Origin of the sequence: Streptomyces varsoviensis (assembly GCF_000718635.1) — a bacterium.
Lineage (GTDB): Bacteria > Actinomycetota > Actinomycetes > Streptomycetales > Streptomycetaceae > Streptomyces > Streptomyces varsoviensis.
In genome coordinates, this window is record NZ_JOBF01000011.1 from 152399 (window position 1) to 173686 (window position 21288).

16 protein-coding genes are annotated in these 21288 nt (G+C 72.1%); 8 read left to right on the forward strand and 8 right to left on the reverse strand.

The features are described from left to right. Positions 1-3 precede the first annotated feature (3 nt). Positions 4-1002, forward strand: a complete 999-nt coding sequence (locus tag IF55_RS17030) for an amidohydrolase family protein (protein ID WP_030877138.1) — start codon at positions 4-6, stop codon at positions 1000-1002. A gap of 99 nt (positions 1003-1101) precedes the next feature. Here IF55_RS17030 and IF55_RS17035 read toward each other — a convergent pair whose 3' ends face one another. From IF55_RS17035 to IF55_RS17055, 5 genes are all read right to left on the reverse strand, one after another. Further along, positions 1102-2463, reverse strand: a complete 1362-nt coding sequence (locus IF55_RS17035; RefSeq protein WP_030877136.1) for a preATP grasp domain-containing protein — start codon at positions 2461-2463, stop codon at positions 1102-1104. Between the two features lie 142 nt (positions 2464-2605). Then, positions 2606-4057, reverse strand: a complete 1452-nt coding sequence (locus IF55_RS17040) for an MFS transporter (RefSeq protein ID WP_063763980.1) — start codon at positions 4055-4057, stop codon at positions 2606-2608. Continuing rightward, positions 4054-4869, reverse strand: a complete 816-nt coding sequence (locus tag IF55_RS17045) for a TfuA-like protein (RefSeq protein ID WP_063763981.1) — start codon at positions 4867-4869, stop codon at positions 4054-4056. The genes IF55_RS17040 and IF55_RS17045 overlap by 4 nt, the downstream gene beginning before the upstream one ends. 116 nt (positions 4870-4985) lie before the next feature. Next, entirely contained in the window at positions 4986-6332 is a 1347-nt protein-coding gene (locus IF55_RS17050) for a YcaO-like family protein (protein ID WP_245661236.1), read from the reverse strand. Positions 6333-6592: 260 nt separating this feature from the next. Then, complete coding sequence (locus IF55_RS17055; RefSeq protein ID WP_030877127.1) at positions 6593-6934, reverse strand: thiovarsolin family RiPP; 342 nt, start codon at positions 6932-6934, stop codon at positions 6593-6595. A 719-nt stretch (positions 6935-7653) separates the two neighbouring features. Between IF55_RS17055 and IF55_RS17060 the strand changes: the two genes are divergently transcribed. The 5 genes from IF55_RS17060 (at position 7654) to IF55_RS17080 (ending at position 14231) form a co-directional block, all read left to right on the forward strand. Then, a complete protein-coding gene (locus IF55_RS17060) occupies positions 7654-8787 on the forward strand; it encodes a glycine amidinotransferase (protein WP_030877126.1) in 1134 nt (377 codons plus the stop codon). Positions 8788-8865: 78 nt separating this feature from the next. Further along, positions 8866-9555, forward strand: coding sequence for an iron-containing redox enzyme family protein (locus IF55_RS17065; RefSeq protein ID WP_030877123.1), 690 nt, complete (start codon positions 8866-8868; stop codon positions 9553-9555). A gap of 121 nt (positions 9556-9676) precedes the next feature. Beyond that, positions 9677-10648 (forward strand): thioesterase II family protein, encoded by a 972-nt coding sequence (locus IF55_RS17070; RefSeq protein WP_030877120.1) that lies wholly within the window; start codon positions 9677-9679, stop codon positions 10646-10648. Beyond that, entirely contained in the window at positions 10614-12020 is a 1407-nt protein-coding gene (locus IF55_RS17075) for a tryptophan 7-halogenase (RefSeq protein WP_030877117.1), read from the forward strand. The genes IF55_RS17070 and IF55_RS17075 overlap by 35 nt, the downstream gene beginning before the upstream one ends. A gap of 375 nt (positions 12021-12395) precedes the next feature. Next, entirely contained in the window at positions 12396-14231 is a 1836-nt protein-coding gene (locus IF55_RS17080; RefSeq protein WP_281180983.1) for a non-ribosomal peptide synthetase, read from the forward strand. A gap of 33 nt (positions 14232-14264) precedes the next feature. Here IF55_RS17080 and IF55_RS17085 read toward each other — a convergent pair whose 3' ends face one another. The 3 genes from IF55_RS17085 to IF55_RS17095 all read right to left on the reverse strand — a co-directional run bounded on the left by IF55_RS17085 (position 14265) and on the right by IF55_RS17095 (position 17649). Further along, positions 14265-14831 (reverse strand): nucleoside deaminase, encoded by a 567-nt coding sequence (locus IF55_RS17085; protein ID WP_030877113.1) that lies wholly within the window; start codon positions 14829-14831, stop codon positions 14265-14267. A 193-nt stretch (positions 14832-15024) separates the two neighbouring features. Beyond that, positions 15025-16218: a methyltransferase domain-containing protein gene (locus tag IF55_RS17090; RefSeq protein ID WP_245661229.1), complete on the reverse strand. Its 1194-nt coding sequence runs from the start codon at positions 16216-16218 to the stop codon at positions 15025-15027. Positions 16219-16395: 177 nt separating this feature from the next. After that, positions 16396-17649 carry an MFS transporter gene (locus IF55_RS17095; protein ID WP_030877107.1) on the reverse strand — a complete coding sequence of 418 codons (1254 nt, stop codon included), beginning with the start codon at positions 17647-17649 and terminating at the stop codon, positions 16396-16398. Between the two features lie 67 nt (positions 17650-17716). Between IF55_RS17095 and IF55_RS17100 the strand changes: the two genes are divergently transcribed. Both IF55_RS17100 and IF55_RS17105 read left to right on the forward strand, forming a co-directional pair. Then, entirely contained in the window at positions 17717-18817 is a 1101-nt protein-coding gene (locus IF55_RS17100) for an AraC family transcriptional regulator (RefSeq protein ID WP_030877105.1), read from the forward strand. A 291-nt stretch (positions 18818-19108) separates the two neighbouring features. Continuing rightward, the gene (locus IF55_RS17105) at positions 19109-21205 is read left to right on the forward strand and encodes a prolyl oligopeptidase family serine peptidase (RefSeq protein ID WP_030877102.1); all 2097 of its coding nucleotides are present in this window, start codon (positions 19109-19111) and stop codon (positions 21203-21205) included. The last annotated feature ends 83 nt before the right edge of the window (positions 21206-21288 follow it).

Consider the following 21288-nt stretch of genomic DNA (forward strand, 5'->3'; position numbering starts at 1 on the left):
ACCATGGACCGCGTCATCGCCGTGGAGGAACACATCGCAACCGAGGCGTTCCTGCGCACCGCGCACCGGCTCGGCGTCCTGGCGGGCGACGAGGCCGAGACCGGCCTGATGCGCACGGTCGAAGGCTCCGATCCCCTGCGCGCCCGACTGACCGATCTGGACGCACGGATCGCGGTGATGGACGCGCTCGGGCAGGACCTCGCGGTGCTGAGCCTGAACCCGCCCGGAGTGCAGTCCTACCCGCCGGCGGACGCCGTGCCGCTGGCGCGGGAGTTCAACGACGCGCTCGCCGGGATCGTACGGCGGTACGCGGGACGGTTCGCCGGACTCGGCACGCTCGCTCCGCAGGACCCCGCCGCCGCAGCCGAGGAGATCCGGCGCGTCATGGGACCGCTCGGCCTCAACGGCGTCATGATCAATTCGCACACCGGCGGCAGATACCTCGACGCGCCGGAGTTCGCCCCGCTGCTCGAAGCCGCCGAGGCCGCCCGGGCGCCGATCTATCTGCACCCGCGCATCCCCGCGGCGCGCGGCGGCTACCTCGACTACGGGCTCTCCGGAGCCATCTGGGGGTACCAGGCCGAGGCCGGGCTGCACGCCATGCGGCTCATCCTCAGCGGCACCCTCGACCGGTTTCCGGGGCTGACGGTCGTCCTCGGCCACCTCGGCGAGGGAATCCCCTTCTGGCTGCGACGGATCGACAACCGGCACGCCTTCGCCCAGCGGGTCGCGGGGGCAGCCACACCCATGCCGACGCTGGAACTCACCCCCAGCGAATACTTCCGCCGCAACTTCGCCGTGACCACCAGCGGTATCGATGATCCGGACGTGCTCGGCCTCGTACTGCGCGCCGTCGGCGAGGACAACATCATGTTCGCCATCGACACACCGTACGAGGACCCGGCCGACGCGGTCGCCTTCCTCCGCGAGGCCCCGCTCACCGAGCCGCAGCGCGCCGCCATCAGCCACCGCACCGCGGAACGGGTGTTCGCGCTCCGGTGACGATCACCTGGGCGGCGGCCGGCGGCCGGTGGGCGGACGGTCGCTCCGGGCGATCGCAGGGGCGGGCGGCGTGGGCCCCAGCCCCACTCGGCAGGGCGGTCAGGCGTCGGGCAGGTCGAGTACGCGTTGGCGGAGTTTTCTGGCGCCGGCGAGGTCTTCGGAGACCGCGCAGAAGCAGAGGTCCTTGTAGGCCGCGTCGAAGGCGGTGCTGATGACGACGCCGGTACGGGTGTCCTGACTGTAGGCGAGACCGGCGTCCGACAGGGCGGCGACCGCTCGGTCGAACGAGGTGACGGGCCAGGCGACGTGTTCCAGCAGCACGCGGCGGGCCGGGTAGTCGGGGCCGACGATCCGCGCGCCGATCTCCGCGTAGATGTGGGAGGAGCCGGTGGTACGGCCGTTGAACTCGGTGAAGTACAACTGCCCCGCCGGGGTGACGATCGCGTCGGTGCTGAGCGTGCCGCGGTAGCCCATCGCGTGCAGGGGCTCGCACAAGGCGCGCCCCCGCGCGAGGAGTTCGGCGGTCAGCTCCGGGTCGACGGTGCGTACCGGCATGATCTGGGCGCTGGGCTTCGGGTCGTAGACCATCTCGCCCTGACCGGCCGGTTCGATGCCCGTGCCCGTACCTCTGCCCGTACCACTGCCCCCGCCCGTACCCGGCCCCGTACCCGCGTCCGTGAGGGTGAACTCGGCGAAGAGGGCCGTGGAGCCGGGGAAGTACCGCTCCACCACCAGGCGGTGACCCTGGCCCCCGTCGCCGGCCAGCTCTCCCCAGTGGTCCCGCAGGTATCCGGCGACGGCGCCGCTGTCGCCGAGGACGGTCAGCCGCCGCGCGCCCCATGCCGTGATGCCGCCGACCGGGCTGAGGATTTCGTTGCCCCTGGTGGCCTGGCGGTACTCGTGTTTGACGATCACGGGATGGCCCTGCTCGAACAGGGGGCACACCGCCCGCGCCGCCGCCTCCGGGTCGGCGCACACCGCCCCCTCGGGGATCGGCGCGCCCGTACCGGCCGCCAAGGCCCGGAAAACGGCCTTGCTGTTGGCCAACGAGCCCCCGCCCTGGGCGATGAACGCGTGCCCGGCCACCGCGTCCAGCAGTCCGAGGCCACGGGCCAGGTCCACCGCCGCCGGGTCGGGGTGGAGGGGGATCACCGCGTCGATTCGCCGCCCGGCCAGCGTGGCTCGTACGCGCTCGCGGAGGGAGGGGTCGGCGAGCGTCGCCGGGGTCAGCATGGCGGGTTCGGGCGGGGTGACGACGGCGAGGGAGGCGGGGTCGGTGCCGGTGAGGGCGGTCACGTAACGGACGAAGGAGTCGTCCGGGGCCTCCGGGAGGACCAGTACATCGTGGTCCCGGGCGAAGAAGACGGCGCGCTTGGCGTGCCAGCGCGCGGTGGCCAGCCGTTGTTCACCGGCGTTCTCCAGATCCTCGGTGAAGTCGTTGCCGATGAGCAGGCGGGGCATCGTGGCTTCCCTTCTCGGGGTGGGGGCGCGGGTGATTCGGCTGATTTGGGCCGTTCGGGGCGCTGGACCTCTGAGGGTGGCGGCGGGCGCTGGGCCAGGAGACGTACGGACTCGCGATCGACCACCGCGCCGAAGACGGGCTTCACAGCGGCTGCCCGGACTCCCTCTCGCGATCGGACTCCTTTCCGGGGCCGGACGCTTTCTCGCGCCCGGACTCCCTCCCTCGGCCGGGCGGCGGAGGCGGCGGACACTCCTCCGCCACGGTCGCCGCCACGGCGTCGGCGTCAGCGGTCGGCGAGGCGATCGACCGGGAACAGCAGACGGCGATCAGGAAGGCGAGGGCCGCCGCGGCGGCGGGCAGGGCGAGGGCGCGGGCGGCGCCCAGGGCCTCGACCACGGTTCCGGAGAGCCAGCCGCCGACCGCCGCGCCGAGCGCCATGGCCGCGGTTTCCGCCGCCATGCCCTCGGTGAGCAGGTGCGGGGGCAGCAGCCGTTCCATCAGTACGAGGCCGGAGACGCCGATCGGGGCCACGGTCAGGCCGGCGACGAGCATCGCGACGACCAGCGCGGGCAGGCCGGGGGAGAGGGCGAGGGGGACCAGACCGACGACTTGGACGCCCAGACAGCGCAGCCACAGTACGCGCGGGGCGGCGCGCCAGGCGCGGCTGCCGTACCAGAGCCCGCCCAGCATGCTCCCGACGGCGAGCATCGCCAGCAGGGGGCCGGACAGGGCGCGCGAGCCCAGGCTGTCGGCGCGGGCGACGATGGCGAGGTCGAGGACGCCGACGCCGAGGAGGTTGGAGAAGGCCACGGCGGTGATGACGGGCATGCCGGGCACGGTGAGCGCGGAACCCCGGTGCTCGTGGCTCCGCAACGGCGGGGGTTCGGTGGCGCGTTGCAGCGCCAGCGCCGTGGCGCCGCCGACGGTCAGCACCAGACAGCACAGCAGCCCGGCCCAAGGGCTCAGGCGCGTGGCCAACGCGGTGACGAGGACGGGACCCGCGATGAAGGTCACCTCGTCCAGCACCGCCTCGAAGGAGAACGCGGTCTCCAGCGTGACGGCTGGGGGCGCCCCCCGCCGGGCTGCTCTCTCCCAGGAGGCCGCTCTCTCCCCGGAGTCCGTCCGGTGGTTGTCGTGCCCCGGGGGGGTGCTGGGTTCTCCTACGGGCGGGGCCGCGGGCGGCTCGGGGGCGGCCGTCGGGAGTACGTACGCCCATCGCGTACGTACCATCGTGCCCGTCGATGGCCGGGACGCACCCGTCACGATCCCCGCCAGGCACAGCAGCCACACCGTGGCGGTCGTGGCGGACATGAGCGTCACCAGCCCCGCGCCGTGGACGGCGGCGGAGACGAGCAGCACCCGGCGTTGCCCGAAACGGTCCACGAACCGGCCGGCCAGCGGCGCCGTCAGCGCGTAACCGAGCATGGTCACGGCCGCGACGACACCGGCCGTCCCGTACGAGCCCGACCGCGCGGAGACCAGCAGGACGACGCCGAGCCCGAGCATGGGTACGGGCAGCCGGCCGACGAACGCGGCGGCGCTGAAGCGGGCGGCGCCGGGGACTTGGAGGAGTGACCGGTAGGTACGGATCAAGAACGGGCCCTTTCGAAGCGGCCCGGCGGCGTGTGCGTGACCGTGTCGGAATCCGTGGCCGTGGCCCTGCCGCTGTCCGGAGTCTTCTCCGGGGCCTTTGTGATCGTAGGCTCCGGCGGCGCGGGGGCCCCCGCCGCCGCGATGTGGTCGCGGAGGGTGCCAAGGAGCGCGAGGGCGTCCTCCGCCTTGGTGTCGGGCGCGCGGTCGGCGAAGTAGGCGGCGATCCTGTCCCTTTCCGCCGCCGTCTCCGCCACTGTCCCCGTCTCTGCCGCCAAGCCTTCGGCCGCCAGCCCGCGGAGGACGTTCGCCACCGTCCGATCGGGAAAGTGCAGCGACTTGGCGACGGCCAGGAACCGCTCGCCGACGGCGGCGCCGAACTCGCCCTCGGCGACTCCGTCCTCGATGGCGAACCGGAGGTTGATCAGCGGTTCGGAGGTGGCGCACAGGGTGTCGGGGTCGTAGACGATGGCCACTTCGTCGTCGGCGTCGACGGCCCCGGAGGCGTAGGCGTCGTAGATGCGGCCGACGCCCGTCACCCCGAACGGGGCGCATTCGGCGGCGCGGAGCGCCCCCATGCTGGACGAGCCGTAGACCGGGATGCCCGCGTCGACGGCTCGCAGCACCTCCTTGGGGGAGACGGCCAGGCTGTCCAGGAACCGGCCGTCCACGATGCCGATCACGCAGGGCGGATGGGGCCGGGCGAGCAGCGCGTCGATGTCGCCACGGACGATGGGCGGCAGGAATTCGGCGTCGAGCGTCCGGGCCGCGACGGCGCGGTCGAGGCTCGGGCCGAGGAAGACCACCGGGTCCATGGAGAACGCTCCCAGATGCTAGGCAGGCCCGGAGGCCGGGCCGAAAGAGGACGGTGAGGCGAGGGGACTGAGAGAGACGGGGCTGAGGGGGACTGGGCTGAGGCGAGAGACGCGTGTCAGGTCGTGCGGGTGGCGGAGACGTCGGGCGGGGGCGCGAGCAGTTCCTGTACGGCCGTCCGCCACGCGTGCGCGGCGCGCGGCCCGATCCGGCAGTAGTCGGTCGCCCAGGATTCGAGCCCGGGTGCGATCACCCGTACCACGTTGACCGGTATCTGAGGGGGCGACAGGTCGACCATGACCGCCCGGGGGATGCCCGCTTCGCGCAATCGGCCGAGCATGAGGTCGATGTCCGCCCGGACGTCGTCGGAGGGGAAGGCGGGGAGGTCCGCCATGCCGACCGTACGGCTCGCCGGCTGCCAGGCCCACGTGCTCTTGTCCACGGCGGCCGAACGCCGTACGTGCAGCTCGTACTTGGTGACCTCCGCGCCGGGCAGGCTGATGTCCTCGCGCATGGCCTGGATGTCGACGGCCCTGGCCTGCGCGCATTCGCTGAGCGCGCGCGTCAGCGCCACCTCTGGGTCGGGGTGGGCCCCGTAACCGCAGTGCCCCTGCGAGGTGGCGGGCCCGATGTCCTCGCTCGTCGCCGCGAAGACGGTGGGGATGCCCAGGGGAGAGGTGACGTCGATGGCGCGGACGTCGATACCGGCCGCGTGGAAGCGGGCGAGCATGGCCTGCGCGGCGGGCGGCGCGGTCTCCAGCCGCAGGTGCGGATGGCGGCCGCGGAGCCGGTCGATGGTGGCGGGCAGGGTGCGCGGGTCCCGCTCCTCGCCGGCCAGCACCTGCGGGAGGTAGTTGCTCACCAGCTCGGCCAGCGTCATCGAGTCCCGCTCGATCAGCTCGCACAGGGCGTGGCAGATCGCCTCCTCGACGCTGTTGCCCGAGGCCAGGCCCGTGGTGGTGGCGATGCGGTAGCACGGCTCCTCGTGCAGCCGGGCCTGGTAGACCGCGCCGTCCTGCGGAACCAGTACGGGCTCTTCGGAGAGCAGGTCCCAGCCGCGGAGCCACGAGATGGGGTTGTCGTCGCGGTAGCCGGGGGCGAGTTCGAGGGTGTATTCGGCGGGGTGCATGACCGTCTCGCCTGCCGCGGCCAGCTCGTCGTACGAGGCGACGAGGTCGGGGCGTACGGGCAGCCAGGCCGAGAAGCGCTCGATCGCCTCCATCGCGGCGCTGACCTTCGCGTCGATGGGGGTGGCCCCTTTGCCGCTGTAGACCGAGATGCTGTCGTTGGATCTCGGGATGACGGCGCTGTATACGGGGATGCCGAGGTAGTCGAGGCCGGTGATGTCGGCGAGCCGCGTGATGCCGGCCCGGCGCAGGTGGGGCGCGATGCGCTCCCAGGTCTCCTGGGTGGTGACCTCGCGGTGGACGCCGGGGCCGGCGGCCTTGGGGGCGTGAGCCCGCATCTTCACGCTGTCTCCGTCTCCATCTCCGTGTCTGTGCCTGTGCCTGTCTGTCTTCGTATTTCTCTGTATGTCTCCGTATGTGCGGACGATCGCGAGCCCCTGCCCGTCTTCCGGCGGACAGGGACTCGACTTGGCCGCGGTCACGACCTTCCGCGGCTCTCTGCGGCTTTCCGTGACCTTCCGCGGTCTTCCGCGGTCTTCCGCGGTCTTTCCGTGGTCTTTCCGTGGTCTTTCCGTGGTCTTCCGTGGTCTTCGGGGGCTCAGCGGACGTTCTGGGCCCGCGGTGCGGAGAAGTAGGAGTCCGTGGCGCCGCGTACGGTCTGGGCGCGCGGTGCCGAGAAGTGGGCGTCCGTGGCGCCGCGTACGGTCTGGGCCCGCGGTGCCGAGAAGTGGGCGTCCGTGGCGCCGCGTACGGTCTGGGCGCGCGGCGCGGAGAAGTGGGCGTCCGTCGCGCCGCGCACCGTCTGGGCCCGCGGGCCCGAGAAGTACGCGTCCGTCGCGCCGTGGACGGCGGCGGTGGAGCGCTCCTCCAGGAAGCCTTGCAACTGCTCCGGGTTCACGTGCGCGAGATCGTCGAGCCTGAGATCCGAGTCTTTCCTCATGAGGGCCTTTTCCTTTCCTTACGGGTTTGGAGGCCGGGCACGGTCGACAGCGTCGGCAACCGGTAACCAGTAACCGGTAACCAGTGACCGGTAATACGCACTGTCCCGCACAGGAACGTCGTTCCGACTCCGCCTCTGCCGAGTTGTGCGCGAGTTCTCACGCCGCTGTTTGTCCTATTGTCGGCCGGGCGCACATGGAGACCGAACGGAACGCGCAATTACTCGGTCGCCCCGGATGACGGAAGGGGAGATATTCCCTCCGGTCATTCCCCCCGACAGGAGGCCATTTCGCCACGATGGCACAGCGGGCAAGACTAGTCAACAGTCGGGCAGCATGGTGTAGTTGGCGCCCGGGGTGTCGTCTCAAGGGTCGCCTAAGGGGTCACGCAAGGACCCTCCAAGGGGTGTCGATCCCGGGGCGCAATATTTCAGCCATGTTGCACGGTCGGCGGTTTCCGCCGTGTGCCGTCCTTTGGCGGAGGAATCCGAACGGCCGACGGTCGAAGATCAAAAGGAGGCGGCGGGATGACAGGGGGGGCGTACCGGGGAGTTGTGATCTTCGGATCGGGCATTGCCGAACGTCCCACGCGTTCTGTATAAAGAAAAATCCGCCATTCTTCGGCGCGTCATCGGCCCATCATTCGCCCGGCCCTCACCCCCCGTCCCGTCCCCGATGCTGCTGCCCCGGTCCTTTCGAAGCCCCAGAGGAGAGCCCATCGATGCGGCTGAACAGCTACGACGAATGGTCGCCACTGCGCGAGGTCGTGGTCGGATCGGCGTCGAACTACACCTCCCACGAGCGCGAGCTGTCGTTCGAGCTGTTCTTCCACGAGAACTTCGCCGAATCCACCTGGTATTACCCCCGGCTCACCACGGGCGGCGGATCGCCCGCCGCGCCCGGCCGCTCACTGATCAAGCAGCGGTACGTCGACGAGCTGAACGAGGACATCGAAGGGATCGTCAAGGCCCTTGAGGACCTGGCGGTGACGGTGCTCCGGCCGATGGAACTGGACGCCCGCACCACCGAAGTACGGACCCCCGCCTGGTCGGCGGCGGTCGTGCCGCCCCTGAACCTGCGGGACAACACGCTCATAGTCGGCGACGAAATCATCGAGACGCCCCCGATGATCCGGTCCCGCTATTTCGAAACCCAGTTCCTCACCCCGGTCTTCGCCGACTATTTCCGCCAGGGCGCCCGGTGGACCGTGATGCCCCGGCCGCTGATGACCGACGCCTCTTTCGACCGTTCCTACGCCGAGCGCACCGCCACGGCCGAACCGGTCGACGAAGCGCGGCCGTCCCCGTACGACGTCGGCCACGAGATGATGTTCGACGCCGCGCAGTGCCTGCGCCTCGGCCGGGACATCGTCGCCAACATCTCGACCGCCAACCACGCCCTGGGCGTCGACTGGCTGGAACGCCATTTGCACGGCCGGTTCCGTATCCACCGGGTGTACGGAATCAGCGACAGCCATATCGACAGCATGGTCCTCGCCCTGCGCCCGGGGACCCTGCTGGTGCGCTCCCCGGAGGTCGCCGACGTGCTGCCCGAGTGGCTGCGCTCCTGGGACCTCATCGTCGCCCCGCCGCCCCAGTCGGACAGCTTCCCCGCGTACGACGATGACGACCTCATCCTGACCAGCCCGTTCATCGACCTGAACGTCCTGTCCGTGAGCCCCGACACCGTGCTGGTCAACGACGCGTGCCCGGATCTCGTACGGACGCTGGAGCGGCACGGCTTCACCGCCGTGCCCGTACGCCACCGGCACCGGCGGCTGTTCGGCGGGGGCTTCCACTGCTTCACCCTCGACACCGTCCGGGACGGCGGGGCGGAGGACTACTTCCACGGCTGACCGCCGGGCGCGGGCCACGGGCGCGGCCGCCATAGGGAAAGCGACGAACAACGACGGAAAGCGAGTGGTGGGCGAGCGATGACGGAGAGTCTGGACCGGGCGAAGCTGGAGAACCTCGCCCTTGAACTCACGGAGCGTCAGTTCGAGGCCGTACCGAGGCTCCGCGAGTGGCACGAGGGGACGTGGACCGACCGCGAGTTCTACAAGCGGTACATGATCGAGGTCGTTCTGCAGATCCGGCTCAACAACGTGGCCGACGCCTACGCCCTCTACAAGGCGAGCTACGGCGACTACCGGCTCGCGGGGAAACTCGCGCGGTACCTCGCGGACGAAATCGGTCACGAGGGCATGTTCGTCAAGGACTTGGCGGGGCTCGGCGTGACCCTGGAGCAGATCGACGCGACCAAGGTCCTCCCGGCGACGGCGAAGACCATGGGCTATCTGCGCCTGGCCACCGACGAGCGCGGGCCCGCGCCGGTCGCCCTGTGGGACTGGTACCTGGAGTGGTGGTCGGACCGCTATATGCAGGCCATCACCGACGCCGCGGCGAAGGAGTTCGGCATCGCCTGCACCAGAGGCGCCCAGGCCCACCTCGACCTCGACGACTCCCACGGCCACGACGACATGATGTTCCAGACGACGGCACAGGCCGTCGAGACCTATGGTTCGGCGGCGGACGCGTACGCGGACCTGGAGATCTACGTCGACCTGGGGACCGAGCAGTACCGCCAGCTCTTCGCCGCCGCGGTCGACAGCCACGGCGCGTGAACATGTCCTTGTCCTTGTTCATGTTCATGTCCGTGGCCATGTCCATGTTCATGTCCATGGGGCAGGGTGGCACGGTCGCGACTGCCGGCGGCCGGCCCCGACGCGGCCTCGGCGGGCCGCGGTGACCGCCGTTCGCCCGCTGCTGACCGACCTCACGGAAGCGGCGGGACTGACGGCCGCCCCCGGGACGGCCACCGTGGTGTGTCTGCCGTACGCCGGCGGCGGGGCGTTCGGCTACCTCCCCCTCGCCCGCGCCCTGCACGAGGACGGCAAGCCGCTCCGGGTGCTCGCGGCCGACCTGCCGGGGCGCGACCGCGACGACGACCGGCCGGCCGTACCGGCGGACCGGCTCACCGCGGCCCTGGCCCAGGAGATCGCCGGGGCGGTTCCGGGCGACGTGGTGCTGCTGGGGCACAGCTCGGGCACCGGGCCGGCCCTCACCGCCGGCATGGCCCTGTGCGCCATGGGCCGTCCCGCCGCCCGCCTCGTGGCCGTGGCCGGCCTGCCGCCCTCCCCGGAGGACCTGGACGACCACCCGGCCCGCGCGGCCGCCGCCCTGCCGGACGCGGAGCTGTTCGCCGGGTTCGCCGAGTCCGCTGTCGCTCCCGCCGACACCGACACCGACCCCGACTCGTCGGAGCCGGGGACGGACCACATACCGCGTACGGACCACATACCGCGTACGGATCAACTGCCGCCCACGATCCCACTGCCACCGGCGGACCAACTGTCGCCCGAAGAACGCGCCGACATCGCGCGGGCCTTCCGCTACGACGTCCGCACCGCGCTCGACTGCTTCGCCACGGCCCACCGCGAAGCCGGACGGAACGGGACCGCCGCCCTCGGCTGCCCGGTCACGGCGCTCGTGGCCGAAGACGACCCGTCCCTCGCGGGCCGCCGGAACGACGTGCGGGGGTGGGCCCTGTTCGGTACGGCCCTGCGCGTCGCATGGACCGAGGAGGGCGGCCACTACCTCAACACGAGCCGCCCGCGTTTCCTCGCGAGCGGCATCCCGTACGAGAGCCCCGTCGCCCCAACCCCTCCCGAGGAGCCGGACCATGCCCCGTACGACGCGCCGTACGACAGACCCTGAATACGACGTGATCGTCGTCGGCGGCGGCCCCGGCGGCTCCACCGTCGCGACGCTCACCGCCATGCGGGGCGCCCGGGTGCTGCTCCTGGAGAAGGAGCGATTTCCCCGCTATCAGATCGGCGAGTCCCTGCTGCCCGCCACCGTCCACGGCATCGGCAAGCTCCTGGGCGTCCTGCCCGAACTGGAGGCGGCGCGGTTCACGACCAAGCGCGGCGGCACCTTCCGCTGGGGCAAGAGCCCGGAGCCGTGGACGTTCGCCTTCGCCGTCTCGTCGCGGTTCCCCGGCCCCACCTCCACGGCCTACCAGGTCGAGCGGATGCGGTTCGACCAGATCCTGCTGGACAACGCCCGCCGCAAGGGCGTCGAGGTCCGCGAGCGGTGCCCGGTCGTGGACGTCCTGGAAGCGGACGGACGGGTGGGCGGGGTGCGCTTCGCCGACCCCGACGGCGTCCGCCGCGAGGCCCGCGCCCGGTTCGTCGTCGACGCCTCCGGCAACGGCAGCCGCATCCACGGCCGTACGGGCGGCCGGCGCGTGTACTCCGAGTTCTTCAAGAACATCGCGCTCTTCGGCTACTTCGAAGGCGGCAGACGGCTCCCGGAACCCAACAGCGGGAACATCCTGTGCGCGGCCTTCGAGTCCGGCTGGTTCTGGTACATCCCCCTCACCGACCAGCTCACCAGCGTCGGCGCCGTACTGCACCGCGACGCACTGGAGCGTGTCCAGGGCGACCGCGAGCAGGCGCTGGCCCGGCTGATCGAGGAATGCCCGCTCATCGCCGAGTACCTGGCCGACGCCCGGCGCGTCACCACCGGGCCGTACGGCGAGATCCGCGTCCGCAAGGACTACTCCTACTGCCAGGAGAGGTTCTGGCGACCGGGCATGGTCCTCGTCGGCGACGCGGCCTGCTTCATCGACCCGGTCTTCTCCTCGGGCGTGCACCTGTCCACCTACAGCGCGCTGCTGGCGGCCCGGTCCATCAACACCGTCCTCAGCGGCGGTCCCGGAAGCCCCGACGAGACGCGGTGCTTCGAGGAGTTCGAGGCGCGCTACCGCGACGAGTTCGGCCGGTTCCATGACTTCCTGATGTCGTTCTACGACATGCGCCAGGACTCGGACTCCTACTTCTGGACCGCCCGGCGGATCACCCACGCCACCGGGTCGCCCCTTGAGGCATTCGTCGAACTCGTCGGCGGCGGCGCCTCCGACGAAGGCGCCCTGTTCGACTCGCCGTTCGTCGACGCGACCCTCGAAGCCGGCGCGAAGGTCCAGGTTCAGGCCGCTCTGGGGGAGAGCTTCGACGACGAGCCCATACGCGAGAACGGCCTCGTCCCCTCCCTCGACGGCATGCGCTGGACCGACCCCGGGTCCTGACCCGCCGCTCCCGGGCGCGCCTCCCGCCACGGCGGCGCGGCTCGGGGCTCTGAGCCCCGGGTTCCGGGCTCTGGGTTCCCGGTTCCGGGTTCCGGGCTTCGCGGCCCCGGCTTCCGGCTCTCGACCCCGGCTTCCGGCTCTCGACCCCGGTCGTCGATTCCCGGTCTCGGGGTCGGGCCCCCGGCCCCTGCCGCCCGGCCCCGTCGCCAGGAGCAGCGCCCCACTCCCCACAGGAAGGCGAACCGTCCCGTGACAACGCCGAGCGCGAGTCCGAGTCCGAACCTGGGTCCGAACCCGAACCCGAACCCGAGTCCGAGGCCGAGTGCCAGTCCGGGCGCGCCCCTGGGTCCGAGTCCGGGCCCGGATTGTTCAACGATTCATGGTCTCTTCGCGGCCCAGGCCGCGCGCCACCCCGAGGCCATCGCTGTCGAGGACGGCGAGCACGCGCTCACCTACGCGGAGCTCGACGCCCGCGCGGACCGGCTCGCCCAACGACTGGTGCGCCTGGGCGTGGGAACGGAGGCACGCGTCGCCGTCCTCCAACGGCGCTCTTCCGCCCTCGTCGTCTCGCTCCTGGCGGTCCTCAAGGCGGGCGCCGCCTACGTGCCCCTGCACACCGGCTACCCGCCCGCCCGGCACGCCCTGGTGACGGCCGACTCCGGGGCCGGCGTCCTGCTCGTCGACAAGAGCTTCGCCCCCGTCGGCTTCGACCACGCCGCGCGCACCGTCGTCGTGGACGAGGACCCGGCGTCGGCCCCCGTGCCGCACCCGGCCATGGCCCCGGCTCCGGCTCCGGCCGAGCGGGGGAATGGGCGCGGCGGCCTGTCCCTGGCGTACGTGATGCACACCTCCGGTACGACGGACGCGCCCAAGTGCGTGGCCGTGACGCACGAGGCGGTCCTCGGCCTCGTAACGGACGCCAGTTGGGCGGACGGCGCGCACCGGGCCGTGCTCTTCCACGCGCCCTACGCCTTCGACGTCTCCACCTACGAGGTGTGGGTGCCGCTGCTGACCGGCGGACGGATCGTGGTGGCCCCCGACGAACCCCTCGACGGAGCGCTGCTGCACACTCTGCTGACCCGGCACGGCGTGACCGCGGTGCACGTCACCGCCGGCCTGTTCGCCGCGCTCGCCAACGACACCCCGCAGGCGTTCGCGTCCGTACGGGAAGTGCTCACCGGCGGGGACGTGGTCCCGACGCAAGCGGTGAACCGGGTCCTCGCGGCCTGCCCCGGAGTCCGCATCCGGCATCTGTACGGGCCCACCGAGACCACGCTGTTCGCCACGCACCTGGTCGTGGAGAAGCCCCTGGACGACGGCCGTCCCCTGCCGCTGGGCCGGCCGCGCGGCGGCACCAGGGCGTACGTGCTCGATGGGAGGCTCGCTCCGGTGGCGGAGGGCGAGACCGGCGAGCTGTACGTCGCGGGCCATGGCGTCGCGCGCGGCTACCTGGACCGCCCGGGGCCGACCGCGGAGCGATTTCTGGCCGACCCCTACGGCCCGCCGGGCGAGCGCATGTACCGGACGGGCGACCTGGTGCGCCTCGGCGCGGGCAGCGCGCTGGAGTTCCTGGGGCGCGGGGACGGCCAGGTGAAGATCCGGGGCTTCCGCGTCGAACTGGGCGAGGTCGAGGCGGCTCTCGGCCGGCAGCCGGGCATCGGCCGCGCCGTCGTGACGGCGTCCCGCGAGCAGGACGGAACGGTCCGGCTCGTCGCCTACGTCGTACCGGAGCCGGAGCGCGGCCCCGGCGAACCGGCTACCGTCCGCGAACCGGCTGCCCTCCGCGAGCCCGCCAGCCCGCCTGGACCCGGCGTCCCCTCCGAACCCGTCATCCTCGAACGCCTCGGGGGCGTCCTCCCGGCGTACATGGTGCCCGCGGCGGTGGTCGTGCTGGCGGCCCTGCCCCTCACCCCCAACGGCAAGGTGGACCGCGACGCGCTGCCCGCGCCCCGGCGAGCGCCTGCCGGCGGCCGGGGCCGCCCGCCGCGCACCGAGCGGGAGAAGAAGCTGTGCGCGCTGTTCGCCACCGTGCTCGACGTCCCCGAGGTGAGCGTCGACGACAGCTTCCTGGACCTGGGCGGCGACTCCCTGCGCGCCTTCCGGCTCGTCCGGCTCATCACCTCCCACTTCGGCGTCCGCCCGAGCCTGCGCCAGGTCCTGCGTACGCCCACGGTGGCGGGCCTCGACGCGTGGCTGGAGGGGCGGGGCTGAGGAGCACCGCACGCGGGCGGTCCCGTTCGGCGTCTAGTAGGGGTGCTTCTCGGGCCTCTTCTTCCATGCCTTGTACGCGGGTTTGCCGAGTTCGGGACAGAAGTGCTCCATGCGGATGCTCCGTTCATGGATCGGCTTCTTGAAGTCCTCGTACTGGAACTCGTCGCTGAACCCGATCTCCTGGGTGGCCTTCAGGTCCCGGCTGAAGTAGACGGCGTCGAACCGGGACCAGTAGATGGCGCTCATGCACATCGGGCACGGCTGACCGCTGGTGTAGATCTCGCAGCCCTTGAGCATCCTGGCCCGCCACGGCTCCGGGTCCTGGGAGTTGGGGTCGCGCCGGACGAGCTTCAGCGTGCTCTTGTTCCGGTGCTCCACCGCGATCGACGGCGCCTTCGGGTTCAGGACCTGAATCGCCTTGCGGATGGCTTCCACCTCGCCGTGTGCCGTGGGGTCGCCGGTCAGCAGGACCCGGTTCTGACCGCGGGCGATGATCTCGTCGTCACGGGTGATCACCGCGCCGAACGGCCCGCCCCAGCCGTTCACCACCGACTCCATCGCGAGGCGCACCGCCTCTTTCATGAACAATTCCTCGGCCATGACGCGCCTCTCCGGCAGCCGTCTCCCGTCGCTCCGGCGACCCCGGCAGTCTCACGGCGGACTCACGTCGGACGTCGGATTCAAGACGAGAACGGGCAAATAGGAACATCTGCTCCTCTCCGAAGATAGTCGCCGCCCCGGGCCGGGCAACTCGGGCCACCCGCACGCGCCGGACCTCGGCCCAGGGACTGGGCTACGGGCCCAGGTCACCGCGGCGTACGAGCTCGGCGGGCCGGTCGGTGGTGATGGTGCTCGCTCCCGAGGGGGTCATGGTCAGGGTGTGATGGCCGATCGTGGGACGATCGAGCCGGTCCCAGGCCCCGTAGGCGGCCTCGATCTCGTGCCACAGGCGGCGCGGGCCGTGCTGACGGACCCGGAAGGACGCGGCGTCGCGCCCGTCGTAGTCGACGCTCGCCCAGGACGTCGACTCGGTGTCGGCGACCCACAGCCGGGTGTGCACCGCGTCCGCCGCAGGTGCGCTGTCCCAGGAGAACCAGGCGCCGGGAACGGTGACGCCGAGGTGGAACTCGGCGTCGAGGTCTCCGCCGGCCACCGCCCACGGCGAGAGCGCCGTACGCGTCTCCTCCGGAACCTCTCCCGCGCGCGGGAGGCCGCGGTCGAGGGCGGCGTCGGTGTGCTGGCCGCGCAGGACCATGTACGAGCCGAAGGCGGTGAACGGCCCGGAGGCGGTGCCGTCCGGGCGCCGGGTCAGGGTCAGGGTGCCGTAGCAGCACCAAGGGCTGTCCCACGGAGTGACGATGCGGCCGTACGGGGCGGTCTGAGCCGGCCACGCGGGCGGCACGGCCCGCACCGAGCAGGTCGCCAGAACCCGCTCGTACGGACCGCCGCCCGGCTCGCCCTCGGCCCCGTCCCCCAGGACGCGGCGGGGCGCGAACCCGGCGGCCGCCAGGTTGCGCCCGGCCTCGGCGTACAGGCCGGGATCGATCTCGACGGTCGTCACCCGATCCGCGCCCAATCGCGCGCACAGCAGCGCCGTGTTGAACCCGGTGCCCGTACCGATCTCCAGAACTCGCATCCCGTCGTCGAGAGCGGCCAGTTCGAGAGCCCGGACGACCATCGACGGCATGGACGCCGACGACGACGGGATACGGGCCCCGTCGTCGGTGGTCCGGAACTGGGTGACCAGTGGCGCGTCGTCATAGGCCGCCGCCAGCCACCCCTCCGCGTCCACCCGCCGGTCGACCGACCGGTAGCCGCCGCTCCCGTCCCGCACCCACACCCGCTCCGGGAGGAAGAGGTGGCGCGGCACGGCCCGCAGAACGTCCGCATACGGCTCGGGCACCGGCCGTCGCAGCCGCTCGCCGATCCGCCTGAGCAGCCCTTCCGCCAGCCGCGCCGGCGCGTCATCGGTCACGGTCACTGCCACCGCTACTCCCTCGCTCCACCTGGTACCTCCTGCCGTTCGCCGTCACGGTAGGGGCCGCGGTCTCGTACGGGCAGGGCGTACGCGGGCGGGCGGGGGCTGATGCGGCGCGCGCCCCCTGGCCACCGGCGCTCAGGCTGTCCGAGCCCGACCGCCTGACCGCCCGGCCGCCCGACTGGCCTACGCGCTTTCCGCCGCCGTCTGTGGGGCGCGGGGAGACCTGACGCGTAGGACGATCAGCAAGGCGGAGGCGAGCAGTATGGCGCCGGAAATGGTGAAGACGGTGACGGTGCCGCCGAGGCCGAACATCACGCCGCCCGCGGCGGCTCCGCCGGCGATGGCGGACTGGACGCCGACGACCACGAGGCCGCCGGCGCTCTCCGCCTGGTCGGGGACCATGCGGGTCGCCCAGTTCGACCACGCCACGGACACGCCGCCGAAGGCCAGGCCCCAGAGGATCACGAGGGCCACGTAGCCGACCTGCCCGGCGGGGAGCAGAGCCAGGCCCAGGGCCGCGGCGCCCATCAGCACCGGCGTCAGGGTCAGCGTCAGGCGCAGGCTGATCTGCAGCAGCCAGCCGGCCGCCAGCGTGCCGACGAAATTGGCGACGCCGAAGACGAAAAGCAGCAGCGCCAGTTTGTCGGCGTCGACCGACATGATGTTTTCCAGGGCGGGCCGGATATAGGTGAACAGTGCGTAGTGCCCGATGTGCACCAGCAGCATCCCGACAATTCCCACCCCGAAACCGGGGCGCCGCAATACCTCCCACAAAGTGCCCAGCCGCGCCGTTCCATGGGGCGCCATGCGGGGCAGCGTGAACCATTGGAACAACAGCGTCACCACGCCGAGCCCGGCGGCTGCCAGGAACGTGTTGCGCCAGCCGGAGAGGTCGCCGAGGTAGCTGCCGAGCGGCACCGCCACGATGGTCGCCACCGCGATCCCGCTGAAGATGATCGACACGGCCCGCGGCACCAGGGCCGCGGGCACCAGGCGCATCGCCACGGCCGCCGCCATGCTCCAGAAACCGCCGAGCGCGACGCCCAGCAGAATCCGCATCACCATCAACATGGCCATATTGGAGGCCACGGCGACCAGCAGATTGGAGACGATCAACAAGACGGTGAAGCCGAGCAGTACGTATCGGCGGTCGATCCGCCGGGTCAGGCTCGCCGTCAGCAGTCCGGACAGCATCGCGGCCACCGCCGTGACCGTCACCGCCTGTCCCGCGAGGGCTTCCGATATTCCCAGATCGGCGGCCATCGGGGTCAGCAGGCTGGCCGGCAGGTATTCCGCCGTCAGCAATGCGAAAACCCCCACCGCCAGCGAGAACACCGCCGCCCATGCCGATGACGCGGGTTCCGGCGGTATCTGTTCCGCGTCGGCCGCCGTTCCGGAGTCGGTATCGGGTGCGGTGTCGCACACATCGCTGCTCAACGGTTTACTTCCCTCGAATCGCATGAAAAGTTCAGGTCAAGCCTGCACGCGAACTTCAGGATGAGCTATGACAGAAAGTCTGCAATCTTTGATCGAGGCTCCGGGGGAGGGGGGCGGCGGAACCGAGAAAGCCGGAGGAGCCGACGAACCCGGGGCGCCCGGAGAGGTCTGCGGGCTCGATGAGTCCGGGGGGCGGTTCGCCCTGTCGTCCGACCTCATCAGCGAGTTGCTGACCAGCATGCGGCTGCGCGGCGTCCGCTACCGCCGCGTCCAAGCGGGCCCGCGATTCGGCGTCACCTTCGACGCCAAACCCGGACGCGCCTATTTCCACTTCCTCGCCGTCGGCTCCGCCGTCCTGCGCACCCAGGACGGGACTCTCCACGAACTCGCGGCCGGCAACGCCGTATTCATGCCGCACGGCCAGGGCCATCAACTGCTCTCCGGGCCGGATATACCGGCCCGCGGCATAGAGAGTTTCGCGGCCGTCCCCCTCAGCAACGCCGTCTGCGCCGTGGACGCCTGCCCGAGCACCGACCCCGCGCCCAGCGCGATCTTCTTCACCGGCTCCATGGAGTTCGACCTCGGCGGAATGCAGGGGCTCAGCCAGCTCATGCCCGAGATCATGCTGGTCAATGCCGTGGGAAAGCGCTACCCGGGGCTCATGCCGATTCTCGCGTCCATGCGGCGCGAACTCGGCTCCGCCCGCGTGGGGTTCGCCGGCATCCTCGCCCGGCTGGCCGAAGTGGCGGCGGCCATGATCGTACGGGGCTGGATCGAATGCGGCTGCGACAGCAGCTCCGGCCTCGTCGCCGCCCTGCGCGACCCGCGCCTGGCCCGCGCCATCCTGGCCCTGCACCGGGAGCCCGGCCGCCACTGGACCGTCGCGGAACTGGCGGCCGAGTGCAACGTCTCCCGGTCCGTCTTCGCCGACCGGTTCCAGGCCACGATCGGCGTGCCGCCGCTGCGGTACGCGACGGAGCTGCGGATGCTGCTCGCCGGGCAGTGGCTGGCCCAGGACACGCTGTCGATCCAGTCCGTGGCGCTGCGCCTCGGCTACACCTCCCAGGCCGCTTTCAGCCGCGCCTTCAAGCGCGTCACGGGCCACTCGCCCGGTGCCCGCAGGGGTGCGACCGCCCTGGCGGAGGCGGTGGGGCCGAGCGCCGGGTGAGCGGGTTGGCTGGCACGGGAGGCCGGGCCGCAGCCCGCTCGGGCAGGACAGCCGCGGCCCGCTCGGGCAGGACACCTGACGATCCGCGCCGCGGGAAGGCGCGGCATCTGTCGAGGGACTGCGGCTCCGGGGGCTGCGTAGCGTGGCCGGAGGAGAGAGAAGCGGCACCCCGGGGCGTACCAGGGCGTGGTCCGTACCGCGGGCCGGTGGGGGCGAGGCGCGTGGGGCGGGGCCGGGGCGCGTGTGGGGGCGCCGCGACGCATCGATGAGAGACAGAAGGCGCACCGAACGATGAAGCGACCGCTGACCTACCCTGCCACCCGCGTCGAGGACGAGCGGGAGGTCGTCGCCGGGATCGACTACCCCGACCCCTACCGGTGGCTGGAGGAGGAGACCGACGAGACGGCGGCCTGGCAGCGGGCCCAGAACCTCCTCACCGATCAACTCGTGCGCGACACGCCGCACTTCGAGCGGCTGCGGGAACTCGTCGGGCAGTGCGCCGCCGACGGCACCGGCTCGCCCAACTGGATGGTCGATCCCACCCCCCAGTTCGCGGGCGGGCGCTGGTTCCGGCTGGGGCGGCCCGGCGGCGCCGACGGCCCGGCCTACCCGGAGGCCGCCGCGGTCATCGTCGCCGACACCCTGGAGGAGGAGGGCCGGGTCCTGCTCGACCCCCGGGCCAACGGCATCCAGCACGTCTTCTGGCTCGCGCCCGCCCCCGACGGCCGGACGTTCGCCGTCGGCGTCACCGCGGACGGCGGCGAACTCGGTGAGATCCGCCTCTACGACGCCGACTCGGGGGACCGGCTGCCCGACGACATCCCGCACCGCTCCCACGGCCCGCTGGTCGTCCCGCAGTGGACGCCCGACAGCGCCGGGTTCTTCTACACCGCCGCGGACCCCGCGGGCGAGCAGTACGCCTTCCCCGTCTACTACCACCGCGTCGGCGCCGCCGCGGCGACGGTCCCGGAGCCGGTGGACGCCCCCGACGTGCCCCTCGTCCAGGTCGACCCCGCGGGCCGGTACGCGGTCGCCACCAGCGTGTGGGCCCTGCCGCGCTACGTCTGCGAACTCCCCGGACGCGCCTGGCGGCCCTTCGTCCAGGGCGTCGACGCGACCGTGCTGGGCGTGATCGACGGCGACCGGTACCTCGCCGTCACCAACCACGACGCGCCCCGGGGCCGCGTGATCGCCATCGCCTTCGACAGCCCCGACCCGAGCGACCCGGCCGGCTGGCAGGAGATCGTGCCGGAATCCGACCGCGTGCTGGGCCATGTGCGCCTGATCGGCGGCCGGCTCGTGGTCACCGGCTCCGTGGACACCGAGGCCAGGGCCTGGGTCTTCGACCGCGACGGCACCGAGCTGGAGGAAGTGCCGCTGTCCGGCGCGGGCGCCTTTCCCAACGACGCGCTGCCGCACAACGCCCTGACGCCCGACGGCCACCCGGACGAATTCGTCTTCCTCTACTCGACCCCGCTCTCCTCGCCGGGCCTGTACCGCTACCGCCTGGGATCGGGGCGCGTGGAGACCGTACGGGCGCCGCGCGTGACCCTGCCGGGGGCCGAGGTGTCGCTGCGCTGGGCCGAGTCCCGCGACGGCACCCGGGTCCCGTACCACCTCGTCCTCCCGCACGGCGCCGACGGCGCGGAGCCGCTGCCCACGCTGATCACCGCGTACGGCGGCGGCCGCGTCGCCTGGCCCGCCCAGTACCCCGGCCCGTCGGCCGCGTTCGTCGCCTCCGGCGGGGCGCTCGTCATCTCCCACCAGCGGGGCGGCGCCGACCTGGGGTCCGACTGGGCCGACGCCGGCCGGCAGGGCAGGAAGCAGACCAGCTTCGACGACCTGTACGCCATCGCCGAACACCTCCTGGCCACCGGCGTCACCACCACCGACCGGCTCGCGGTCACCGGCTGGAGCAACGGCGGCATCATGGCGGGCGCCGTCTTCGCCCAGCGCCCCGACCTGTGGGCGGCCGTCGTCGCCCAGTGCCCGATCCTCGACCTGGTGGGCAGCGGCCGGGACCCGTACGGCCGATTCGCCGTCCCGCACGAGTTCGGCGGCGGCTTCGAGACCCCCGAAGCGGTCCGCCACCTCGCGTCGATGTCGGCCTACCAACTGGTCGACGGGACCGCCCCGAGCTACCCGTGGTTCTACGTCCACGCCGGAGCCGTCGACTCCGCCTGTCCTCCCGGCCAGATCCGCAAGACCGTCGCCCGCGTCCAGGCCGCCGCCGGCCCGGACACGCCCGCTCTCGTCCGCGTCTGGGAGGGCGTCGGCCACGGCATGGCCTCCGGCCGCTCCGAAGCCGTCCTCCACACCGCCTATTGGCTCGCCTTCGTCATGCGACGCCTCGGCATGACGCCGGCGGCCCTCGGCGGTGACCGCTGACGACGGGCCTGTGGGACGGCGCCCGGGGACGCTCGCTCGACGGTTCCGCGCGCCCTCACGCGCGTACGGGGCCTTACGTGCGT

Bases quoted from the DNA above. Each gene is read 5' to 3' on its own strand.
- IF55_RS17105 (WP_030877102.1), top strand. From the start codon at position 19,109: ATGAAGCGACCGCTGACCTACCCTGCCACCCGCGTCGAGGACGAGCGG.
- IF55_RS17100 (WP_030877105.1), top strand. From the start codon at position 17,717: ATGACAGAAAGTCTGCAATCTTTGATCGAGGCTCCGGGGGAGGGGGGC.
- IF55_RS17085 (WP_030877113.1), bottom strand. From the start codon at position 14,831: ATGGCCGAGGAATTGTTCATGAAAGAGGCGGTGCGCCTCGCGATGGAG.
- IF55_RS17065 (WP_030877123.1), top strand. From the start codon at position 8,866: ATGACGGAGAGTCTGGACCGGGCGAAGCTGGAGAACCTCGCCCTTGAA.
- IF55_RS17030 (WP_030877138.1), top strand. From the start codon at position 4: ATGGACCGCGTCATCGCCGTGGAGGAACACATCGCAACCGAGGCGTTC.
- IF55_RS17045 (WP_063763981.1), bottom strand. From the start codon at position 4,869: ATGGACCCGGTGGTCTTCCTCGGCCCGAGCCTCGACCGCGCCGTCGCG.
- IF55_RS17075 (WP_030877117.1), top strand. From the start codon at position 10,614: ATGCCCCGTACGACGCGCCGTACGACAGACCCTGAATACGACGTGATC.
- IF55_RS17050 (WP_245661236.1), bottom strand. From the start codon at position 6,332: ATGCGGGCTCACGCCCCCAAGGCCGCCGGCCCCGGCGTCCACCGCGAG.
- IF55_RS17060 (WP_030877126.1), top strand. From the start codon at position 7,654: ATGCGGCTGAACAGCTACGACGAATGGTCGCCACTGCGCGAGGTCGTG.
- IF55_RS17035 (WP_030877136.1), bottom strand. From the start codon at position 2,463: ATGCCCCGCCTGCTCATCGGCAACGACTTCACCGAGGATCTGGAGAAC.
- IF55_RS17055 (WP_030877127.1), bottom strand. From the start codon at position 6,934: ATGAGGAAAGACTCGGATCTCAGGCTCGACGATCTCGCGCACGTGAAC.